Raw genomic sequence first — 15,413 nt, 5'->3', positions numbered from 1 at the left:
TTGAATGAATGCAGTAACAAGCCAGGCCGAAACATCGGCCCTTCCCGTCACCATGGGCTTTGGCGATCTGGCCAGCTTTGAATTCCTGCAACGCAGCGCCAAGGCCTTTGCCAACAGCACCATGGTGCCCGCGGCATATCAGGCGCGCGTCCAAAAAGGCTACGGAGAGCGCGCGCGCTGGGAGGAAAACCCAGCCGCCCTGTCCAACTGCATGATCGCGCTGGACATGGCGCAGCGTATGAACGCGAACCCGCTGATGATCATGCAGAACTTGTACCCCATCGAGGGCAAGCCCAGTTGGTCGAGCCAGTTCATCATCGCGGCCATCAACAACTGCGGCCGCTTTTCTCCGCTGCGCTTCGATCTGGAATGGCTGGACGAGATTGACGCAACCTACTCCACATTTGAATGGGTCAACAACCAGAAGGTGGAGAAGAAGCAAAAGATCCGCGTCAAAAACGCCCGGTGCGTTGCCTGGGCCCTTGAAAAGGCGACGGGCCAGCGCGTGGAATCGGCCCCCGTGACCATGGAAATGGCAGTCAACGAAGGCTGGTACGGCAAGAACGGCAGCAAGTGGCGCTCCATGCCCGACCTGATGCTGCGCTACCGGTCTGCAGCCTTCTTTGGCCGTATCTACGCGCCCGAGCTGCTGATGGGCCTGCCGACCGCCGAGGAGGTGCAGGACGTTTTTGTGCAAGAGCCTGATGGCACGTTGGTGCACGCAGGCGCCCAGGCAGTGCCAAAGAGTATGGGCGCCGCTGAGGTCGTCTTGCCAGATTACGACCAGACCAAGTTTGACAACAACGTGAGCACGTGGGCCAAGTCGGTGGTCGATGGCCAAAAGACAATTGATGACGTGCTGGCGTGGCTCAAGTCCAAGGCAACAGTCACGCCCGCCCAAGAAAAGCAACTGCGCGCCGAAGTCGCCAAGCTGCAGCAGCCCGCCTCAACCACTGCCACCGACGCACCTCAAGTAGACGCCGACAAGCTGGCAGCAGACATGCAAGCCTGCAACGACCTGGACAAGCTCTACGAGCTGGCCGGCCTGATCGAAGCCATCACCGACGAAGCGGCCGCGCTGCGTCTCAACGAAATCTTTACCGCCAAGCAAGCGGAGCTGGAGCAAGCATGAGCATGCAAATCGTATCCCTCGTTCAAGGTAGTGCCGAATGGCATGCCCACCGCGCCAAGCACTTCAACGCCAGCGATGCCCCAGCCATGATGGGCTGCAGCAGCTACAAAACCCGCTCGGAGCTGGTCAAAGAACTGGCTACCGGCTTGAGCGGTGAAGTGGATGCCGCCACGCAGCGTCGTTTTGATGACGGCCACCGCTTTGAAGCCTTGGCCCGGCCTCTGGGGGAAGAAATCATTGGCGAGGACTTGTCGCCTTGCGTGGGCGTTAAGGGCAAATACAGCGCCAGCTTTGACGGTCTGACCTTCATGAACGACCAGGCTCTGGAGCATAAGACTCTCAACAAGAGCTTGCGCGAAGCCATGCACGAAGGCTGCACGGGCACAGATCTACCTCTGCAGTACCAAGTACAGATGGAGCACCAAGCCATGGTGTCCGGCTGCGAGCGCATCTTGTTCATGGCCAGCGAGTGGACGGGTGACGGCCAGCTGATCGAAGAACGCCACTGCTGGTACGAGCCAGACGCCGAGCTGCGCGCCCAGATCATTGCTGGCTGGGAGCAGCTGGAAAAGGATGTAGCCGCCTATGACCCAGCAGCTGAGCGCCCTGCGCCCGTGGTAGCCGAGCCGGTGGAAAGCCTGCCTGCTGTGGTAGTCGAGATCAGTGGCGATTTGACTGTCGGCGGAAATCTGCCTGCCTTTGGGAATGCGCTGCGGAACTTCATTGAGCGAATTCCAAAACAGCCAAGCAACGATCAAGATTTTGCAAATGCAGAGGCGGCTGCAAAAGCGTTAAAGAAAATCGAAGAAGGTATTCGCACAAGAAAGGCTGATGCTTTAAGTAAGTTTGTGCCAGTCGAAGAGGCCTTTCGTCTCATGGATGACTATGCGGGTATGGCGCGCACCGCCCGCTTGGCTACTGAGAAGCTGGTGACTGCAGAAAAAGATCGGCTGCGCACTGGCCTTGTGACAGGTGCCCAGCAGGATCTGGACGCCCATGTGGCCGCGCTGAACAAGCGCCTGGGCACCAATTGGCTGCCTCGTATTGCGGGTGGATTTGCGGAAACGATCAAGGGCCTGAAGTCGCTGGACAGCATGCGTGACAAGGTAGCCGTAGCCCTGACCAATGCGAAGCACGAAGCCAACCAGCAGGCCTGCCGGCTGGAGGCCAACCGCCAGCACCTGGTACAAGACGATGGGGACTGGATTGCCCTGTTTGCTGACTTTGCGACCGTGGGCACCAAGGCTGCAGAAGACTTCCAAGCTCTGGCCTCACTGCGCATCGGCAACCACAAGCAGGCCGAAGCACAACGCTTGGAAGTCCAGCGAGAGCAGATCCGCAAGGAAGAAGCTGCTCGCCTGGAGCGAGAGGCTGCAGAAGCTGAGCGCAAACGCATTCAGGCGCAGGCCCAGCAAGAGCAAGCAGCCATCGCTCAGGCCCAGCAGTCTGGCGAGCTGGCCCAGCCAGTTGCCCAGGACTTAAAGGGGCTGGTAGCCCATAAGGCGGCAGAGGATCTGGCTGGCGTGGATGCACAAGAAGCAATCACGGCGGCGCAGGCCAGTGCTGCAGCCGACAATGGCCCACTCTTGACTCTGGGCCAGTTGAACACGCGCATGGAAGGTTTGGGCCTTGGCAAGATTAGCGCTGCCACGTTGGAGCACCACGGTATTGCGTTCAGCAAAGAGCGCTCTGCCGTGCAAATTACCGAAGCCAATGCCCGCCGCCTGATGCTGCTGCTTTCCTTGGGCTATCGCAAGCTAGCCGATGACCTGCAAGCAGTCAATGCATAAAACATAGCACTAGCGCTTTTACAGATAAGCGCTAGACTAATTTTTTACCGTCTAAAAGGAGCCATCCATGAACAAGACAGACCTGATAGAACACATTGCCCACAACGCCGATATTTCCAAGGCAGCCGCAGCACGCACGCTGGATGCCACCATTGCAGCCGTGAAGTCCACCCTCAAAAAAGGAGGCACTATCTCACTGGTGGGATTTGGCACCTTCTCCGTGAACAAGCGTGCTGCGCGCACTGGGCGCAACCCTCGCACTGGCGAAGCAGTCGAAATCAAGGCCGCCAAGGTGCCCAAGTTCACCGCAGGCAAAGCACTCAAGGATGCGCTGAACTGAACAAAACAATAGCTACTACCGCAAGCCCGCTCTAACCAAGCGGGCTTTTTTATTGCCTGAACCATAAGGAAATCATGCGCACCGCACTCTTTTACGATGCCGAGACGACCGGCATGCCACTGTTCAAAGAACCCAGCAGCCACCCAGATCAGCCACACATCGTGCAGCTGGCCGCGTTCTTGGTCGACTTGGACACCCGCGCGACCCTCTCCTCCATGGACGTGATCGTGCGCCCCCAAGGCTGGTCCATCCCGGATGACATGACCGCCATCCACGGTATCAGCACCCAGAAGGCACTGGATTTCGGCATCCCTGAAGCCCAAGCCGTTGACATGCTGCTGGCACTGCACAGCAATGCAACGGTTCGTATTGGCCACAACGAGCCGTTTGATGCCCGTGTGGTGCGCATTGGCGCTAAGCGTTTCATTGACCCTCGCGAGCCAGACGAAGACCTGCCAATGTCCGATGAGTGGAAGTCTGGTGCCGCAGAGTGCACCGCGCGCCTGGCAACACCAATCTGCAAGCTGCCACCCACGGCCAAGATGCGCGGTGGCAACAAAACGCCGACGCTGCTGGAGGCTTACCAGCACTTTTTCGGGCAGGACTTTCCCGGGCAGCACACCGCCCGCGGTGATGCGCTGGCCTGCATGCGCGTTTATTTCGCAATCCAAGACCTCAACAAAGGACAGTAACGATGTTCCAACTCGTAGAGCCCACCGAAGTCAACATCACCAACGCCAACCCTCGCCGCGAACTGCACGGGGAAGAGAAGGTGCGCGCCATTGATCTGGCATTCACCCTCACCGGTGACAACAAGCTGCTTGACCTGATCCAGGACGGTCTGCGCGTGCATCACTACTGCAACCGCGCAGCAGATGCCCAGCAAGAGAGCCTGCTACCCCAAGAGTTGGCGCACCTGCCCAACATCCGACACCCCAACCTGCCCACGGTGTACCACTACCAAAAGGGTGTGAAGCTGCGCGGCTATCGTTTCATCTGGGACTATGGCCTTGATGATGCCCGCGTGGACTTCCAAGACGTAGTGCTGGCCAACCTGCAGTATGAAATCTTTGAAGGCGGCTCGGTCGAGGTCAAAGGCACGATTCAGTACAACGGCGAAGAGCTACAGGACAACATCCTCTACGGTGAGCTGTCCGGCCTGGCATCGGAAGAGCCCATCTATATCAAGCTGCTGGCACCTGCTACTGCCCAGGTGGCAAAGAAAGGCTACCGCGCTGGCAAGCCTGATACCCAGGCTTCGCCGGAAAAGAATCCCGACCAGCTGGATTTGGAGGATGGGCAGCAGTCGCCTGAGGATGCGTTTGCCCTTGCAGCCATGGGCAAAGTCTGGTCGCGCGGCTGCGATGAAGAGAAGTACGACTGCATTGACGCCCTGCTGGCAGCCACTCACTCTGAAGAAGCGCTTGAAGTCGGCGAAGAACTGGACATTGAAACCGAGTCTGGCCTATTGGTCGTGATCCGCATCACGGCCGTTGACGAAGACACGGACAAGGCCAGTTTTGAGGTCGTTTCTCAGCAAGCGCTGGAAGAAGCTGAAGGCTAATCAGCCACGCTATCAAAGCAAATGCCCGCTAAGTGCGGGCTATCTTTGTTCCAGAGGCATGAGCGCAGCGCCCGCCTGGGTGCTGTCCTGATTCCCCTGCACACGGAGACCGAAGCCGCTTATCAGATGCTAAGCGACACGCGTGTGCCATCAGCGGCCACCATCACATTGCCAGCGTCAGACACAACAATGGGCACGCCCAAGAAGTCATCGCCCAACGCACTGCGGTTGCTGTAGTTCATGGTCGTGACCACCAGCTCACGGTTTTCCACCAGGGCCGCATGTGCACTGACTGTCAGCTCAAAGCGCTGGGGGTATGCGTTGTTATGTGCTTTCCAGTGCTCACGCAGGGCACCGGTCATTGATTCGTAGAGGCTAGACATTCCTGCAGTCTAAGCCGCAAAAACTTTCCACCAATTTTCTATACAACGCAGCACCCGAAACATGGGGAGGCTAAACAAAAAACCCGCACAAGCGGGTTTTGTTATTAAGGGCTCACAACTGACTGGTCAGCAGTGCACCCATGTGTTGGCACTGCACTTAAACAGGAAGCGCAACCCCAAGCTTTGCCAGCTTAGATGCAATCACATCGCGACGACGAGCGGCTTTAGATGCTGTCTCAGCCGCCGTTTTCAGTGTGGCAGGGCCTTTGGAAGACAAGGTCAGTACAAGAGCCGCTTTTTGGGCAGCTTCAGCAGCAACTTTTTTATAACTTGCGATGAGTTCGGCGTGTGCAATAGGTTGGTTCACAAAATTTCCATATTTGAATCAGTCCCTATTGTTGCCTAAAACCACCTCACTTCACCTAAGCCCGCACGGCACATGCCAGGCGGGCTTTTTTTCTGGAGCACAACATGAGTACCCTGCCCACCCCTCAGCCCCTACACCCGCCCAAGCGCTGCGCCAGCTGCGGCGCAACTGTCCACCACGAACCTCAGGAAGGCGAAGGCCTGCCTTGTGGGCACTAAAAGGGGACAACACCATGAGCCGCAGAGCCCGTCAGCGCCGCGACAAGCGCACACCCTGGCCTGACTTTGATGAACCACAGCCCCGCTAAGCCGGGGCTTTTTTATTGGGTGAACTATGAAGCACCACGACACAGCAACCAAAAATGCCACGCCTGAAACACGAGTCTCCATTGAGCCTGAGTGGGTCCTGGCTTCCAAATACCAAGAGCTCACAGGTACCACGCCGAATGCGGTACATCAGCGCCGTAAAGAAGGCGTGTGGCTCGACGGGACTCACTGCGCAGTGATTGCGCGGCGTCTTTATGTCAATGTGAAGGAAGCAGACAAATGGATAAGAAACCAAGTCTCTCAACGCCAACGGGCGTATTAATTCGGCAGATGGCATCAGGGCCACGTATCCAAGTGGCCTTTACCTGGGAGGGCAAACAGTGTCGAGAGCTGCTGCCTCCCTGCCCGATCAACAAAGCGTCTGTACAGTACGCCGCTAACCTGCGCGGCGAAATACTTCGGCGGATTGCAGATGGAAAGTTCGTCTACAAGGAGTATTTCCCCGAAAGCACCAAAGCGAAAAAGAAAACCGTCAACTCTAGCCTTATGGAGGAGCTGCTTGATAAGCAGCTGCAGCTCTATCAAAAGCAGGTGGAGAACGGCAAGATGTCACCAGCGACTTTTGCAGGTTACAAAAAAAGCCTGACTGGCGAGCGTATGCAGCGCTGGCACGGCATGGAGTTGCACGAGGTCACTCCCGCCCTGCTGCGAGACTGGATCGGCAACATGGACTGCACCGCCAAGGCCATACGAAACATGCTCACGCCATTGCGCTCCGTGTTCGAAGATGCGCTCAATGATGGGCTGGTCGTGAGTAACCCATTCGACCAAATCGCCCTAGCCAAGTTGATTCGACAGAACAGCAAGTCGAGCGATTACGTCATTGAGCCATTCTCGCAGTCAGAGCGAGAGGCTATTTTGGCCGCCTGCCGGGATGATGAACGCCCCACTTTTCAGTTCTGGTTCAACACCGGACTGCGTCCAGGAGAGCTTCAAGCTCTGGAGTGGCAGCACATCGACCTTGAGAATGCGACAGCTCGCATTGAGCTGAACCAGGTTGCAGGTGTGATCAAGAGCCCCAAAACGGCTGCAGGACTGCGTGTCGTGGATCTAAATGCCGATGCTGTAGCGGCGCTGATCGCACAAAAGCCCATCAGCATCAAACGTGGTCAGCGTGTTTTTCTCAACCCACGCACCTTGGCACCCTGGTCCACGGATGCACAAATCCGTAAAACTGCATGGCTACCCATCATGGAGCGTGCCGGGATCAAGTACCGGAATCCCTATCAAATCCGGCACACCTATGCCTCAACCATGCTGACCGCTGGTTCCAACCCTTGGTACATAGCGAGCCAGCTGGGCCATGAGGACGTGGAGATGGTCTTCAGAACCTATGGCAAGTTCATCCGTGAAGACTTCCAAAAGCCAAAGCCAGCAGCTCAACTCGCCAAGTGATCGGTGCGATTTCCGTGCGATTTCCGTGCGAATCCCGGTGTGAATCTGGTGTGAAATCGGTGTGAATTCAGCACCACGAAGCACAAGAAAACGGGCAAAAACAAAGGCCACACGGTGATTTCTCACTGTGTGGCCTTGTGGTGTATGGTGGGCTGGCGTCAATTGAACTCAAAGAAATTATCCTTATAAATCAACGCAAAACAGCTACACTTTTTGATCAAAGTGCCCCGGTGTGTTCCCCGGTCAATGCTTGTATAAGCTGATGCACTAATTTTTTCGTAAGCCATCTTCATCAGTGATCTGAAACGTCCTCTTGAGAGGAGCTATCTGCATTCGGTCCGCAAGAACCTCAACGAGGTCCGCAAGTGTAGCTCTATGACACGAGCCCCACGCCTATATCTGTCACTGACAATTTGAATGAAAAAAAAGTCAGCCACATATCACTGATCTGAGGACATCTTCTACAGATCCTCATCAACCCTATCTCATAAGCCCCTGTGTCTCTGCACAGGGGCTTTTTTGCTGCTGCTTGAAGGAGATCAATTTGGAATTATCAATCCCGCCACAGTCTGCCTGCCCCTATTGCAAGCACCCAGAAGCTCTACCTAGAGCACCAGCAACGTATACCTGCGCCATGATTGGGTGTCTTGTAGGTGCTGCAGGAGGCTTTCACGCATCGGTCAAAGGGCTACCCATTGCAAAGCTCGCTACCCCTGCTCTTATAGCGTCAGGATTTGCCTTTACAGGGGTAGCCGGTGCCGTGGTCGCGGCACTGAGTGCCGCCGCTGTGGGTTGTGAATTTGGAGCTAAAGCGGGGGCAAAAATTGACCTCATGCTCTTTGATAACTTTCGGTGCAGTAACTGCCAAAGAACTTTTAAGACCTAGGTACCCAGAAATACCAACTTTCATAGTCTTTTTATTGAATACGTCTCATTTATAAAACAAAGGAACTCATGATGGCACACCTTATTGAAACCATGGCCTATGCTGGCCAAACCCCTTGGCATGAACTTGGCAACGCTTTGCCTGCCAAACAAAGCATCGATGTCTGGGCACAAGCTGCAGGTATGAATTGGCGCATTCAAGAAACGCCAGTGCGATACCTGGCTTCAGACAGCGATTCAGGTCTTGGCGGACTCTACGCAGAACCGAAAGAGTTCCCTGAACAGAAAGTCCTGTACCGCAGCGATACCAAAGCACCACTCTCCGTCGTTGGCAGTCGCTATAACGTGGTGCAGCCCCGTGAGGTGCTTGAGTTCTACCGCGACCTGACAGAGGTGGCTGGCTATGAGCTGGAAACGGCAGGAGTGCTCAAAGCTGGCCGCAAGTTCTGGGCCTTGGCTCGTACTGGCAAGTCTGTAGCTTTGAAGGGCAACGATGTGGTCAATGGCTATTTGCTGCTGGCTACGTCTTGTGATGGGTCCCTGGCAACGGTGGCCATGCCTACTACGGTGAGGGTGGTGTGCAACAACACACTCACTATTGCGTTGCGTGATGGCGTGGGTGCAGTCAAGGTGCCACATAGCACCTCGTTTGATCCCCAGGCCGTTAAACGCCAGTTGGGGGTTGCAGTTGGCCAGTGGGACAGCTTTATGTACCGCATGAAGACACTGGCTGAACGCAAGGTCAAAACCCACGAGGCGATGAACTACTTCCTCAAGGTGATCTGCAACACAGATGCCCACTCTGACTTGTCTGTGGGTCTGACCAATGAGCGGGCACTCAAGAAAGTGCAGATGCTCTACGAAGGCCATGGGCGGGGAGCCGAGATGCACGCAGCCAAGGACACTGCCTGGGGCCTACTGTGCTCTGTAACCGAGTTCATCGACCATGAAAAACAAGCCCGCAGCCAAGACAACCGTCTCGACAGCGCTTGGTTTGGCCAAGGTGCTGTGATCAAGCAGCGTGCTTTGGACCACGCTTTGCAGCTGGTGTCTTGATCATGCTCAGACGCTGGCTTACATGGCCCTACTGGCCTTCTCCTCTGGGCTTTCCCATCTACTTTCCACCACCACGAACCGCCTTCTAAGGCGGTTTTTTATGCCCGCAATTTCTGCGGGCCAAGGAGATTTGTATGTCTGTTCACTTGCTCAGCAATGCCAATCTAGATCTGCAAAGTCTGTCTACCGCACGTGCACCTGCCACCCGCAAAGGGGCTGCTTTGCGCCTGGTCTCGACCAAGGATTTAGCCAGAGACGATTGGCTGGAAGTTCGCCGCACAGGCATTGGTAGCTCCGATGCCGCTACAGCAGTGGGCCTTAACCCTTATCAGTCCCAGCTGGAGCTGTGGATGCATAAGACGGGCAAGGCTGACTTGCTGCCTGCTGTAGACCCCAACGATGACACCAGCCCCATGTTCTGGGGTACGTTGCTAGAGCCCATAGTGGCTGCCCACTACACCAAGCGTACAGGGAACAAGGTACGCCGTGTGAATGCCGTGCTGCAGCATCCAAAGCATCCTTGGATGCTGGCCAATGTGGATCGTGAGGTGGTTGGTTCATCCGAGGTGCAAATTCTGGAGTGCAAGACTGCAGGCATCCACGGTGCACGCCTTTGGAAGGATGGCGTGCCTGAGTACGTGCAGTTGCAGGTCATGCACCAGCTGGCCGTCACAGGCTACAAGGCAGCGGATGTGGCTGTACTCATTGGGGGACAAGAGCTGCGCATCTTCCGCATTGAGCGGGATGAGGCATTGATTGCCCGCTTGATAGAGATGGAACACACCTTCTGGGAGATGGTGGAGGGCAACACGCCACCAGCTGGAGATGGCTCTGACAGTGCTGAGAAAGCGCTGCGCTGCCTCTATCCCAACAGTGGCGGTGAAGAAGTGGACATGAGTGACAACCCAGAGCTCAATGCCACGTTCGACGCCTTGCTGATTGCACGGGAGCAGCTTGATGCCGCTCAAAAGCAAGAAGTACGCCTGCGCCAGGCCATTCAGATCCACATGGGCGAAGCAGGCAAAGCCACGTTTGCCTGTGGTGGTAGCGTGACCTGGAGGCGCAGCAAAGACGGGCAAGCCTTCGACACAGCGCAGTTCGTCAAAGACCATCCCGAGCTGTCCAAAGCCTACCTCACCACACGGCCTGGATCTCGGCGGTTTTGCGTGTATCCAGCTTGAGCTGACCATCCTTCCCACATCCATCCCCCTCTCGCTCCCTGTGGCCCATGCCACCGGGAGCTTTCTTTTTTTGGAGCAAAACATGATCAAAGGTTTGATGATTACCCCGCCCGTCATTGGCCGAATTTCTATTGGCAAAGTCGTGGAAAAGAATGGCAAGCGCCTGCCAGAGAAAGACGATGAATTCACCATCACCACCCAAGTCCAGCAGCGCGGACAATGGGTGCTACACCCGTTGGATGAGGCTTTGCGCCAAAGCCAACCAGATGCCTTCACCGTTGGCGGCATAAAGGAAGGCGCTGAGCCTTCCGACAGTCAAAGTGAAAGTATTCCCGCACGCAGTGCCAAGCGCACGCTCAAAGACAAGATGGGGGTTGCAGGTCAAGCGCCTGCAGAAGCTAGCTCTCCACGACGGAAGCTGCGCAGCATTCCCGTGCGCGTCTTGTTCAATGACCCTGATCTGAACCTGCGAGCCAACTACTGCATGTTTGACCGCAGCACAGCGCGTCCTGTCTGCGTGGGTGACGGGGAGAGCTGCAAGCGCGTCACGGATCAAGGGCTGGAGACGATGGAATGTCCCGGTCCTGATAGCTGTCGTTTTGGGCTGGGTAACTGCAAGCCTTATGGGCGGCTGAACGTCAGCATCGGTGACAGCGATGAATTGGGCAGCTTTGTGTTTCGCACCACGGGCTTTAACAGCATTCGTACCTTGGCTGCACGCCTGCAGTACTTCGCTGCTGTCTCTGGTGGGCACCTGGCCTGTATGCCGTTGGAGCTCAAGCTGCGGGGCAAATCGACTACGCAGTCACACCGCGCAGCCATTTATTACGCAGACTTGGTCGTGCGCTCAGGGCTATCGCTCAATGCTGCCATTGGGCAAGCCAAGGACTTGGCTGCAGAGCGCTTGGCTGCAGGCTTTGATCAGATGGGATTGGACAGTGCTGCACGCCACGGCTTTGCCAATGGCTGCTTCGAAGATGCACCGGATGAAGTCGCTGAGATTGTGGAGGAGTTTTATCCCGATGGCAGTCCAACGCTCACTGGCTCTGGCATTGAGGTCGCCGATGATGGCACCCCAAACCGGCTGCGCCATGGTACGCATAGTCCGTCATCTTAAAGACCGTGATCGCATAGACCGTAGTGTTTAACACCGTGTATTTGCACACCGTGATGCTTTGTCACGTGTGCAGATGCACTGTGGTCAAGACTGCTACGAATCGTAACCATTGCGCCCCATGGCAAGCAAACCAATGACCGATGCAGACCGCTCCCCCTTGCTCAAGGCTTTCGGGAATGCCGTGCGTGAGTGCCGCAAAGCACAGGGATTTTCTCAAGAGGGTTTTGCGCATTACTGCGGCTTGGATCGCAGCTACATGGGTGGTGTGGAGCGTGGCGAGCGCAATGTGACGCTGGCCAATATCGAACGCATCATCGCCGCCCTGCACATGAAGCCCTCGGAGTTTTTCCTGGCTCTCGATGCACAGTTTCGAGACATCAACGTGCAACTCAAAACTGTGCAGTTGAACGGGTTTGCTCCGCACTACTTGCAAGGCATTCCACGCAAGTCCTCATAAAGCCCATCACCCTGCTTCGCCTCCCTGGTTAGAGGATGGGCTGATGCAAGTTTCCGATTGAAGATAACACCCAAGAGAGGGATATATGAAAAAACAACTACTTATTTGCTCAGCCTTGGCATTGGCTGGCTGCAGCTCAGCACCTGACACAGCAGATGTAGAAAAGTTTCTGGAGCCCAACTTCGCCAGTTGCCAAAACATCGAGATCGTTGACATCAAAAAAACCAATGGCTATGAGGAGGATGGCTACTACAAGGTCGAGTTCACCTACAACATTGAGCTCAAAGATCCCAGCATGCTCAAAGCGCTCTTGAAAACTTACGAGCAAGAGAAGGAAAGTAAGCTGACCTGGCTAGCTGCCATGGCTGCTTACAACAAGCAAGAAGGGCCGCTGCATGAGGAGGTTGGTCGTCTTTACAAGGAATACGAAGCTCAAGGCCCTCGACCCAATCAATTTTCCAATGATGGATCGGATTACCCATACGGCAGCCGCCTGCAAGAGTATGAGATGGCAGTCAAACAATGGAAACAGCTCAATCCACCGCCCGCAATCTGGCAACAGAAGAAGGACGAGCTAGAACAGCTGTACGCCGACCGCTCCACATTGCGACAACAACAACCTCACGGCAAGATCTACCCGCATGCTGATACAGCGGTGGAATCCCTCTACCTCAAAGGTTGCCCAAGCGGTACTTACCTGAAGTTCATGCGAGGAATTTTTAATGCACCACGTCAGGCCGCGCAGAGCCATCAAGACCCGACGTACTGGTTCAAGGAGTACGAGATCCAAATGCAAGGCATCGTCACCATGCGCAAAACCGATAACGGCTGGCGGGCACTCAATGCGGGGTAAAAACTGATCTACTGCTCAACGCCTTGTGCGTTGGGCATGTGGAACATCAGCTTTGTTTTTTAGCTTGGATGATGACTAGCCAAGCGCTTTTCCCTGAGTCCTCATTCGTCAATACAAAGCGGACTGAAAGGCTCAAAGACAGATGCACATCTTCCTAGCGATCATCGTTTTTTTAATTTTTTGGGGTTGTGCACCGAAATTTTTCAAATTGCTGCTACTTATCGACGTGGTGGCTATTGGGGTGTACTACATCGGTTTACGGATCTGTACTCTCATCATTGGAGCGTCCAAAGGAGGCCCACGCTCTGGGGCCCTTGCTGACTATGCGATGTATGGCATACAGATGATGCTTGCTGCTCCAGCCATCGGTAAGCGGCCGGCCATCCCACCTTGGCTAGGCATCGGTGTGGGATGCCGCTAGATTGGCTATCGGAGGTTCAGGATGCGCCGGGCACCGCTGAGCACTATCAGCGCAATGACTGCGCCAATCACGAGGTCAGGGTACGAGGAGCCCGTCCAAGCGACCAAAACACCAGCGACTATCACCCCCGCGTTTGCGATCACATCATTCGCAGAAAAAATGTAGCTTGCCGTCATGTGGGCGCCCCGATCCCGCTTCTTGGCGATCAGCACCAGGCAGGTGACGTTGGCGATCAATGCGACCAGCCCGATACTCATCATGAGCATGGACGCCGGCTCACTTCCCACAACTGCCCGCCGAACGACCTCCAAAAGCGCGCCAAGCGCAAGCACGACTTGCAACCAACCAGCGATGTGCGCTGCCTTCATCTTCAAGGCGGCGGCGCGGCCCACCGCATAGAGCGCCAGTCCGTAGACCGCCGCATCGGCGAACATGTCAAGCGAGTCCGCTATGAGACCTGTGGACTGGGCGATCAGGCCAACGATCAACTCAAAGACAAACATCGCACCGTTGATAGCGAGCAGCAGCTTTAAGGTCCGAGCCTCAGAGGCATTCCCCTCTGCGTCTGGGGCCGTAGACTCGTCGCTTTGCACGCTGTCCAACACTTGCGCGCCGAGGTTGAGAGGGATGAGACGGCCCAGCAGCTCTTGCGTACTTCCCCCATGCTGCACGGTGAGTACACGGTCCTTCAGATCGAAGTCCAGTGCCGCAACAGCCGACGCATCGGCCAGCGCCATCCGAATGAGATTCTCCTCCGACGGGCAATCCATCTTCGGCACGGAGAAACGCGTCTTCCACTGCCCGCCTTCGGTGCGCCTCTCGCTTGTCAGCAGAACCGCACCCAAGTTCAGGGGCGTCAGCTTCTGGGCGATCCTGGCGGGCTCGCCCGAGTGCACCACCCGGAGCTGCCGATGGGCCAGATCGAAGGTCATCGGCCCAACCCCGGTCAGACCACCCAGCGCCATGCGAATGAGGTTCTCCTCGGAGGGGCAGTCCATTCCCGGAACTGAAAATGTGCTCTCCACGGAAGCAATGGCGCTTGGCGCCTCGTCGACCGTCTGCGAATTGCAACTGCTCGAGCAGCTACTGCTTTGACATGTACTCATGTCCCGTATTAGAAACCCTCAAGTAGCTGTAGAGTCAAGCGGTAGGTAGGCAAATATGAAAATCGGTGAACTATCGTCATTGGCAGGGTGCTCCGTTCCCGCGGTGCGCTTTTATGAAGCAGAGGGCCTTCTGCAGACGCCCCTGCGGGCCGCCAACAACTATCGGCAATATGGCCAACAGCATGTCGACAGGTTGGCCTTCATCGTTCGGTGCCGCTCGCTGGACATGTCGCACGACGATATCCGGGCTCTGCTGCAGTTGCAGGACGACCCCGCCATGTCCTGCGACGAGGTCAATGCCTTGCTAGACGATCAAATGCGCTTGGTAGAGCAGCGAATCGCCGAGTTGCAGGCGCTGCGCAAGCAACTGCGTGCCATCCGCAGTACCTGTGCGGGAGGGGTATGCGTTGGCGATTGCGGTGCACTTGAATCGCTGCGCAGCGCCACTGGGGCAAGCTGGCCAACCGTTCGCTGAGCGGAGCCTCAAATAACGACATTCAGCTCGGTGCGAACCAACGATGCGGTAGCAACTCGTGAACCAGGCTAACCCGTTGCGTCGGCAAGCGAGCCAAAACGTCCTTGAGATACGCATAGGGATCATTCAATAAAAAATACAAACTAACTGCTTTATAAGTTGCTAAAGCGTAGATTGAATTGATCAGCTACGCTACCCACAGCACCATAGATCAAGGCATGACTAACGACCCGGCCACGAGGCTCGAACGGCAGCAGTGGGTCGGCACCGACAGTTCTCACCCCATGAGAGGGGCCTTCGACCTGCGTGGAACCACGGAACTTGGTCACCATGAAAAGTTCTGCCCAATGCTCGGACTTTATGACGGAGCAGAGGATGCGACTAGCCCAATGACGACTACCGCTTTTAGCGATCATCAATCCACGAAAACGGGACGACTGCAGTCCGCCTAAAACCGTCTTCTCCTAGATTGGCTTTGTAGCAATTGCTGCCCATCGGGTACATGGCATGGATAGCTGATCTGTGCCAAACAGCAGCAGTTCAATACAAGTGAAGACGCGGTTAC

At 55.9% G+C, this 15,413-nt stretch carries 16 protein-coding genes and 1 pseudogene; 13 read left to right on the top strand and 4 right to left on the bottom strand.

Annotation, left to right across the window (positions count from 1 at the left end; all coding sequences use genetic code 11):
- The first annotated feature begins 4 nt into the window (after window positions 1-4).
- The 5 genes from QEP12_RS12405 (at window position 5) to QEP12_RS12385 (ending at window position 4,826) form a co-directional block, all read left to right on the top strand.
- Window positions 5-1,132: a recombinase family protein gene (locus QEP12_RS12405; protein ID WP_284214450.1), complete on the top strand. Its 1,128-nt coding sequence runs from the start codon at window positions 5-7 to the stop codon at window positions 1,130-1,132.
- A complete protein-coding gene (locus tag QEP12_RS12400; protein WP_174863257.1) occupies window positions 1,129-2,922 on the top strand; it encodes a lambda-exonuclease family protein in 1,794 nt (597 codons plus the stop codon). The genes QEP12_RS12405 and QEP12_RS12400 overlap by 4 nt, the downstream gene beginning before the upstream one ends.
- 67 nt (window positions 2,923-2,989) lie before the next feature.
- Entirely contained in the window at window positions 2,990-3,262 is a 273-nt protein-coding gene (locus tag QEP12_RS12395) for an HU family DNA-binding protein (RefSeq protein WP_284214449.1), read from the top strand.
- 74 nt (window positions 3,263-3,336) lie between these two features.
- Window positions 3,337-3,954: a 3'-5' exonuclease gene (locus tag QEP12_RS12390; RefSeq protein ID WP_284214448.1), complete on the top strand. Its 618-nt coding sequence runs from the start codon at window positions 3,337-3,339 to the stop codon at window positions 3,952-3,954.
- 2 nt (window positions 3,955-3,956) lie between these two features.
- Window positions 3,957-4,826 (top strand): hypothetical protein, encoded by an 870-nt coding sequence (locus tag QEP12_RS12385; RefSeq protein WP_284214447.1) that lies wholly within the window; start codon window positions 3,957-3,959, stop codon window positions 4,824-4,826.
- A 122-nt stretch (window positions 4,827-4,948) separates the two neighbouring features.
- On the opposite strand, the gene QEP12_RS12380 is transcribed toward QEP12_RS12385, so the two are convergent.
- Window positions 4,949-5,209 carry a hypothetical protein gene (locus QEP12_RS12380; protein ID WP_174863869.1) on the bottom strand — a complete coding sequence of 87 codons (261 nt, stop codon included), beginning with the start codon at window positions 5,207-5,209 and terminating at the stop codon, window positions 4,949-4,951.
- 157 nt (window positions 5,210-5,366) lie between these two features.
- Window positions 5,367-5,576, bottom strand: coding sequence for a hypothetical protein (locus tag QEP12_RS12375; protein WP_284214445.1), 210 nt, complete (start codon window positions 5,574-5,576; stop codon window positions 5,367-5,369).
- A gap of 333 nt (window positions 5,577-5,909) precedes the next feature.
- Between QEP12_RS12375 and xisR the strand changes: the two genes are divergently transcribed.
- The 7 genes from xisR (at window position 5,910) to QEP12_RS12345 (ending at window position 12,846) form a co-directional block, all read left to right on the top strand.
- Entirely contained in the window at window positions 5,910-6,164 is a 255-nt protein-coding gene (gene xisR / locus QEP12_RS17095) for an excisionase family protein (protein ID WP_488798545.1), read from the top strand.
- Entirely contained in the window at window positions 6,122-7,297 is a 1,176-nt protein-coding gene (locus tag QEP12_RS12370) for a site-specific integrase (RefSeq protein WP_284214444.1), read from the top strand. The genes xisR and QEP12_RS12370 overlap by 43 nt, the downstream gene beginning before the upstream one ends.
- Before the next feature lie 957 nt (window positions 7,298-8,254).
- Complete coding sequence (locus QEP12_RS12365; protein ID WP_284214443.1) at window positions 8,255-9,238, top strand: DUF932 domain-containing protein; 984 nt, start codon at window positions 8,255-8,257, stop codon at window positions 9,236-9,238.
- A 134-nt stretch (window positions 9,239-9,372) separates the two neighbouring features.
- Complete coding sequence (locus QEP12_RS12360; RefSeq protein ID WP_174864117.1) at window positions 9,373-10,419, top strand: YqaJ viral recombinase family nuclease; 1,047 nt, start codon at window positions 9,373-9,375, stop codon at window positions 10,417-10,419.
- Between the two features lie 82 nt (window positions 10,420-10,501).
- Window positions 10,502-11,536: a recombination directionality factor gene (locus tag QEP12_RS12355; protein ID WP_284214442.1), complete on the top strand. Its 1,035-nt coding sequence runs from the start codon at window positions 10,502-10,504 to the stop codon at window positions 11,534-11,536.
- 118 nt (window positions 11,537-11,654) lie between these two features.
- Window positions 11,655-11,993, top strand: a complete 339-nt coding sequence (locus QEP12_RS17025; RefSeq protein ID WP_348521127.1) for a helix-turn-helix domain-containing protein — start codon at window positions 11,655-11,657, stop codon at window positions 11,991-11,993.
- 85 nt (window positions 11,994-12,078) lie between these two features.
- Window positions 12,079-12,846 (top strand): oxidoreductase, encoded by a 768-nt coding sequence (locus tag QEP12_RS12345; protein WP_284214441.1) that lies wholly within the window; start codon window positions 12,079-12,081, stop codon window positions 12,844-12,846.
- A gap of 426 nt (window positions 12,847-13,272) precedes the next feature.
- Here the strand turns inward: QEP12_RS12345 and QEP12_RS12340 are convergent, their stop codons facing one another.
- Complete coding sequence (locus QEP12_RS12340) at window positions 13,273-14,373, bottom strand: cation efflux transmembrane domain-containing protein (protein WP_077446928.1); 1,101 nt, start codon at window positions 14,371-14,373, stop codon at window positions 13,273-13,275.
- Window positions 14,374-14,428: 55 nt separating this feature from the next.
- Between QEP12_RS12340 and cadR the strand changes: the two genes are divergently transcribed.
- Entirely contained in the window at window positions 14,429-14,848 is a 420-nt protein-coding gene (gene cadR, locus QEP12_RS12335) for a Cd(II)/Pb(II)-responsive transcriptional regulator (protein ID WP_284214440.1), read from the top strand.
- A gap of 22 nt (window positions 14,849-14,870) precedes the next feature.
- On the opposite strand, the pseudogene QEP12_RS12330 reads toward cadR, so the two are convergent.
- Window positions 14,871-14,975 (bottom strand): annotated as a pseudogene (locus tag QEP12_RS12330) (transposase domain-containing protein); the annotation flags it as partial.
- Between the last annotated feature and the right edge of the window lie 438 nt (window positions 14,976-15,413).

It is taken from the genome of Comamonas jiangduensis, assembly GCF_030162955.1.
Taxonomy (GTDB): Bacteria; Pseudomonadota; Gammaproteobacteria; order Burkholderiales; family Burkholderiaceae_C; genus Comamonas; species Comamonas jiangduensis.
Note: the sequence above shows the minus strand (reverse complement) of the source record. Positions and strands in the feature narration are given on the sequence as shown.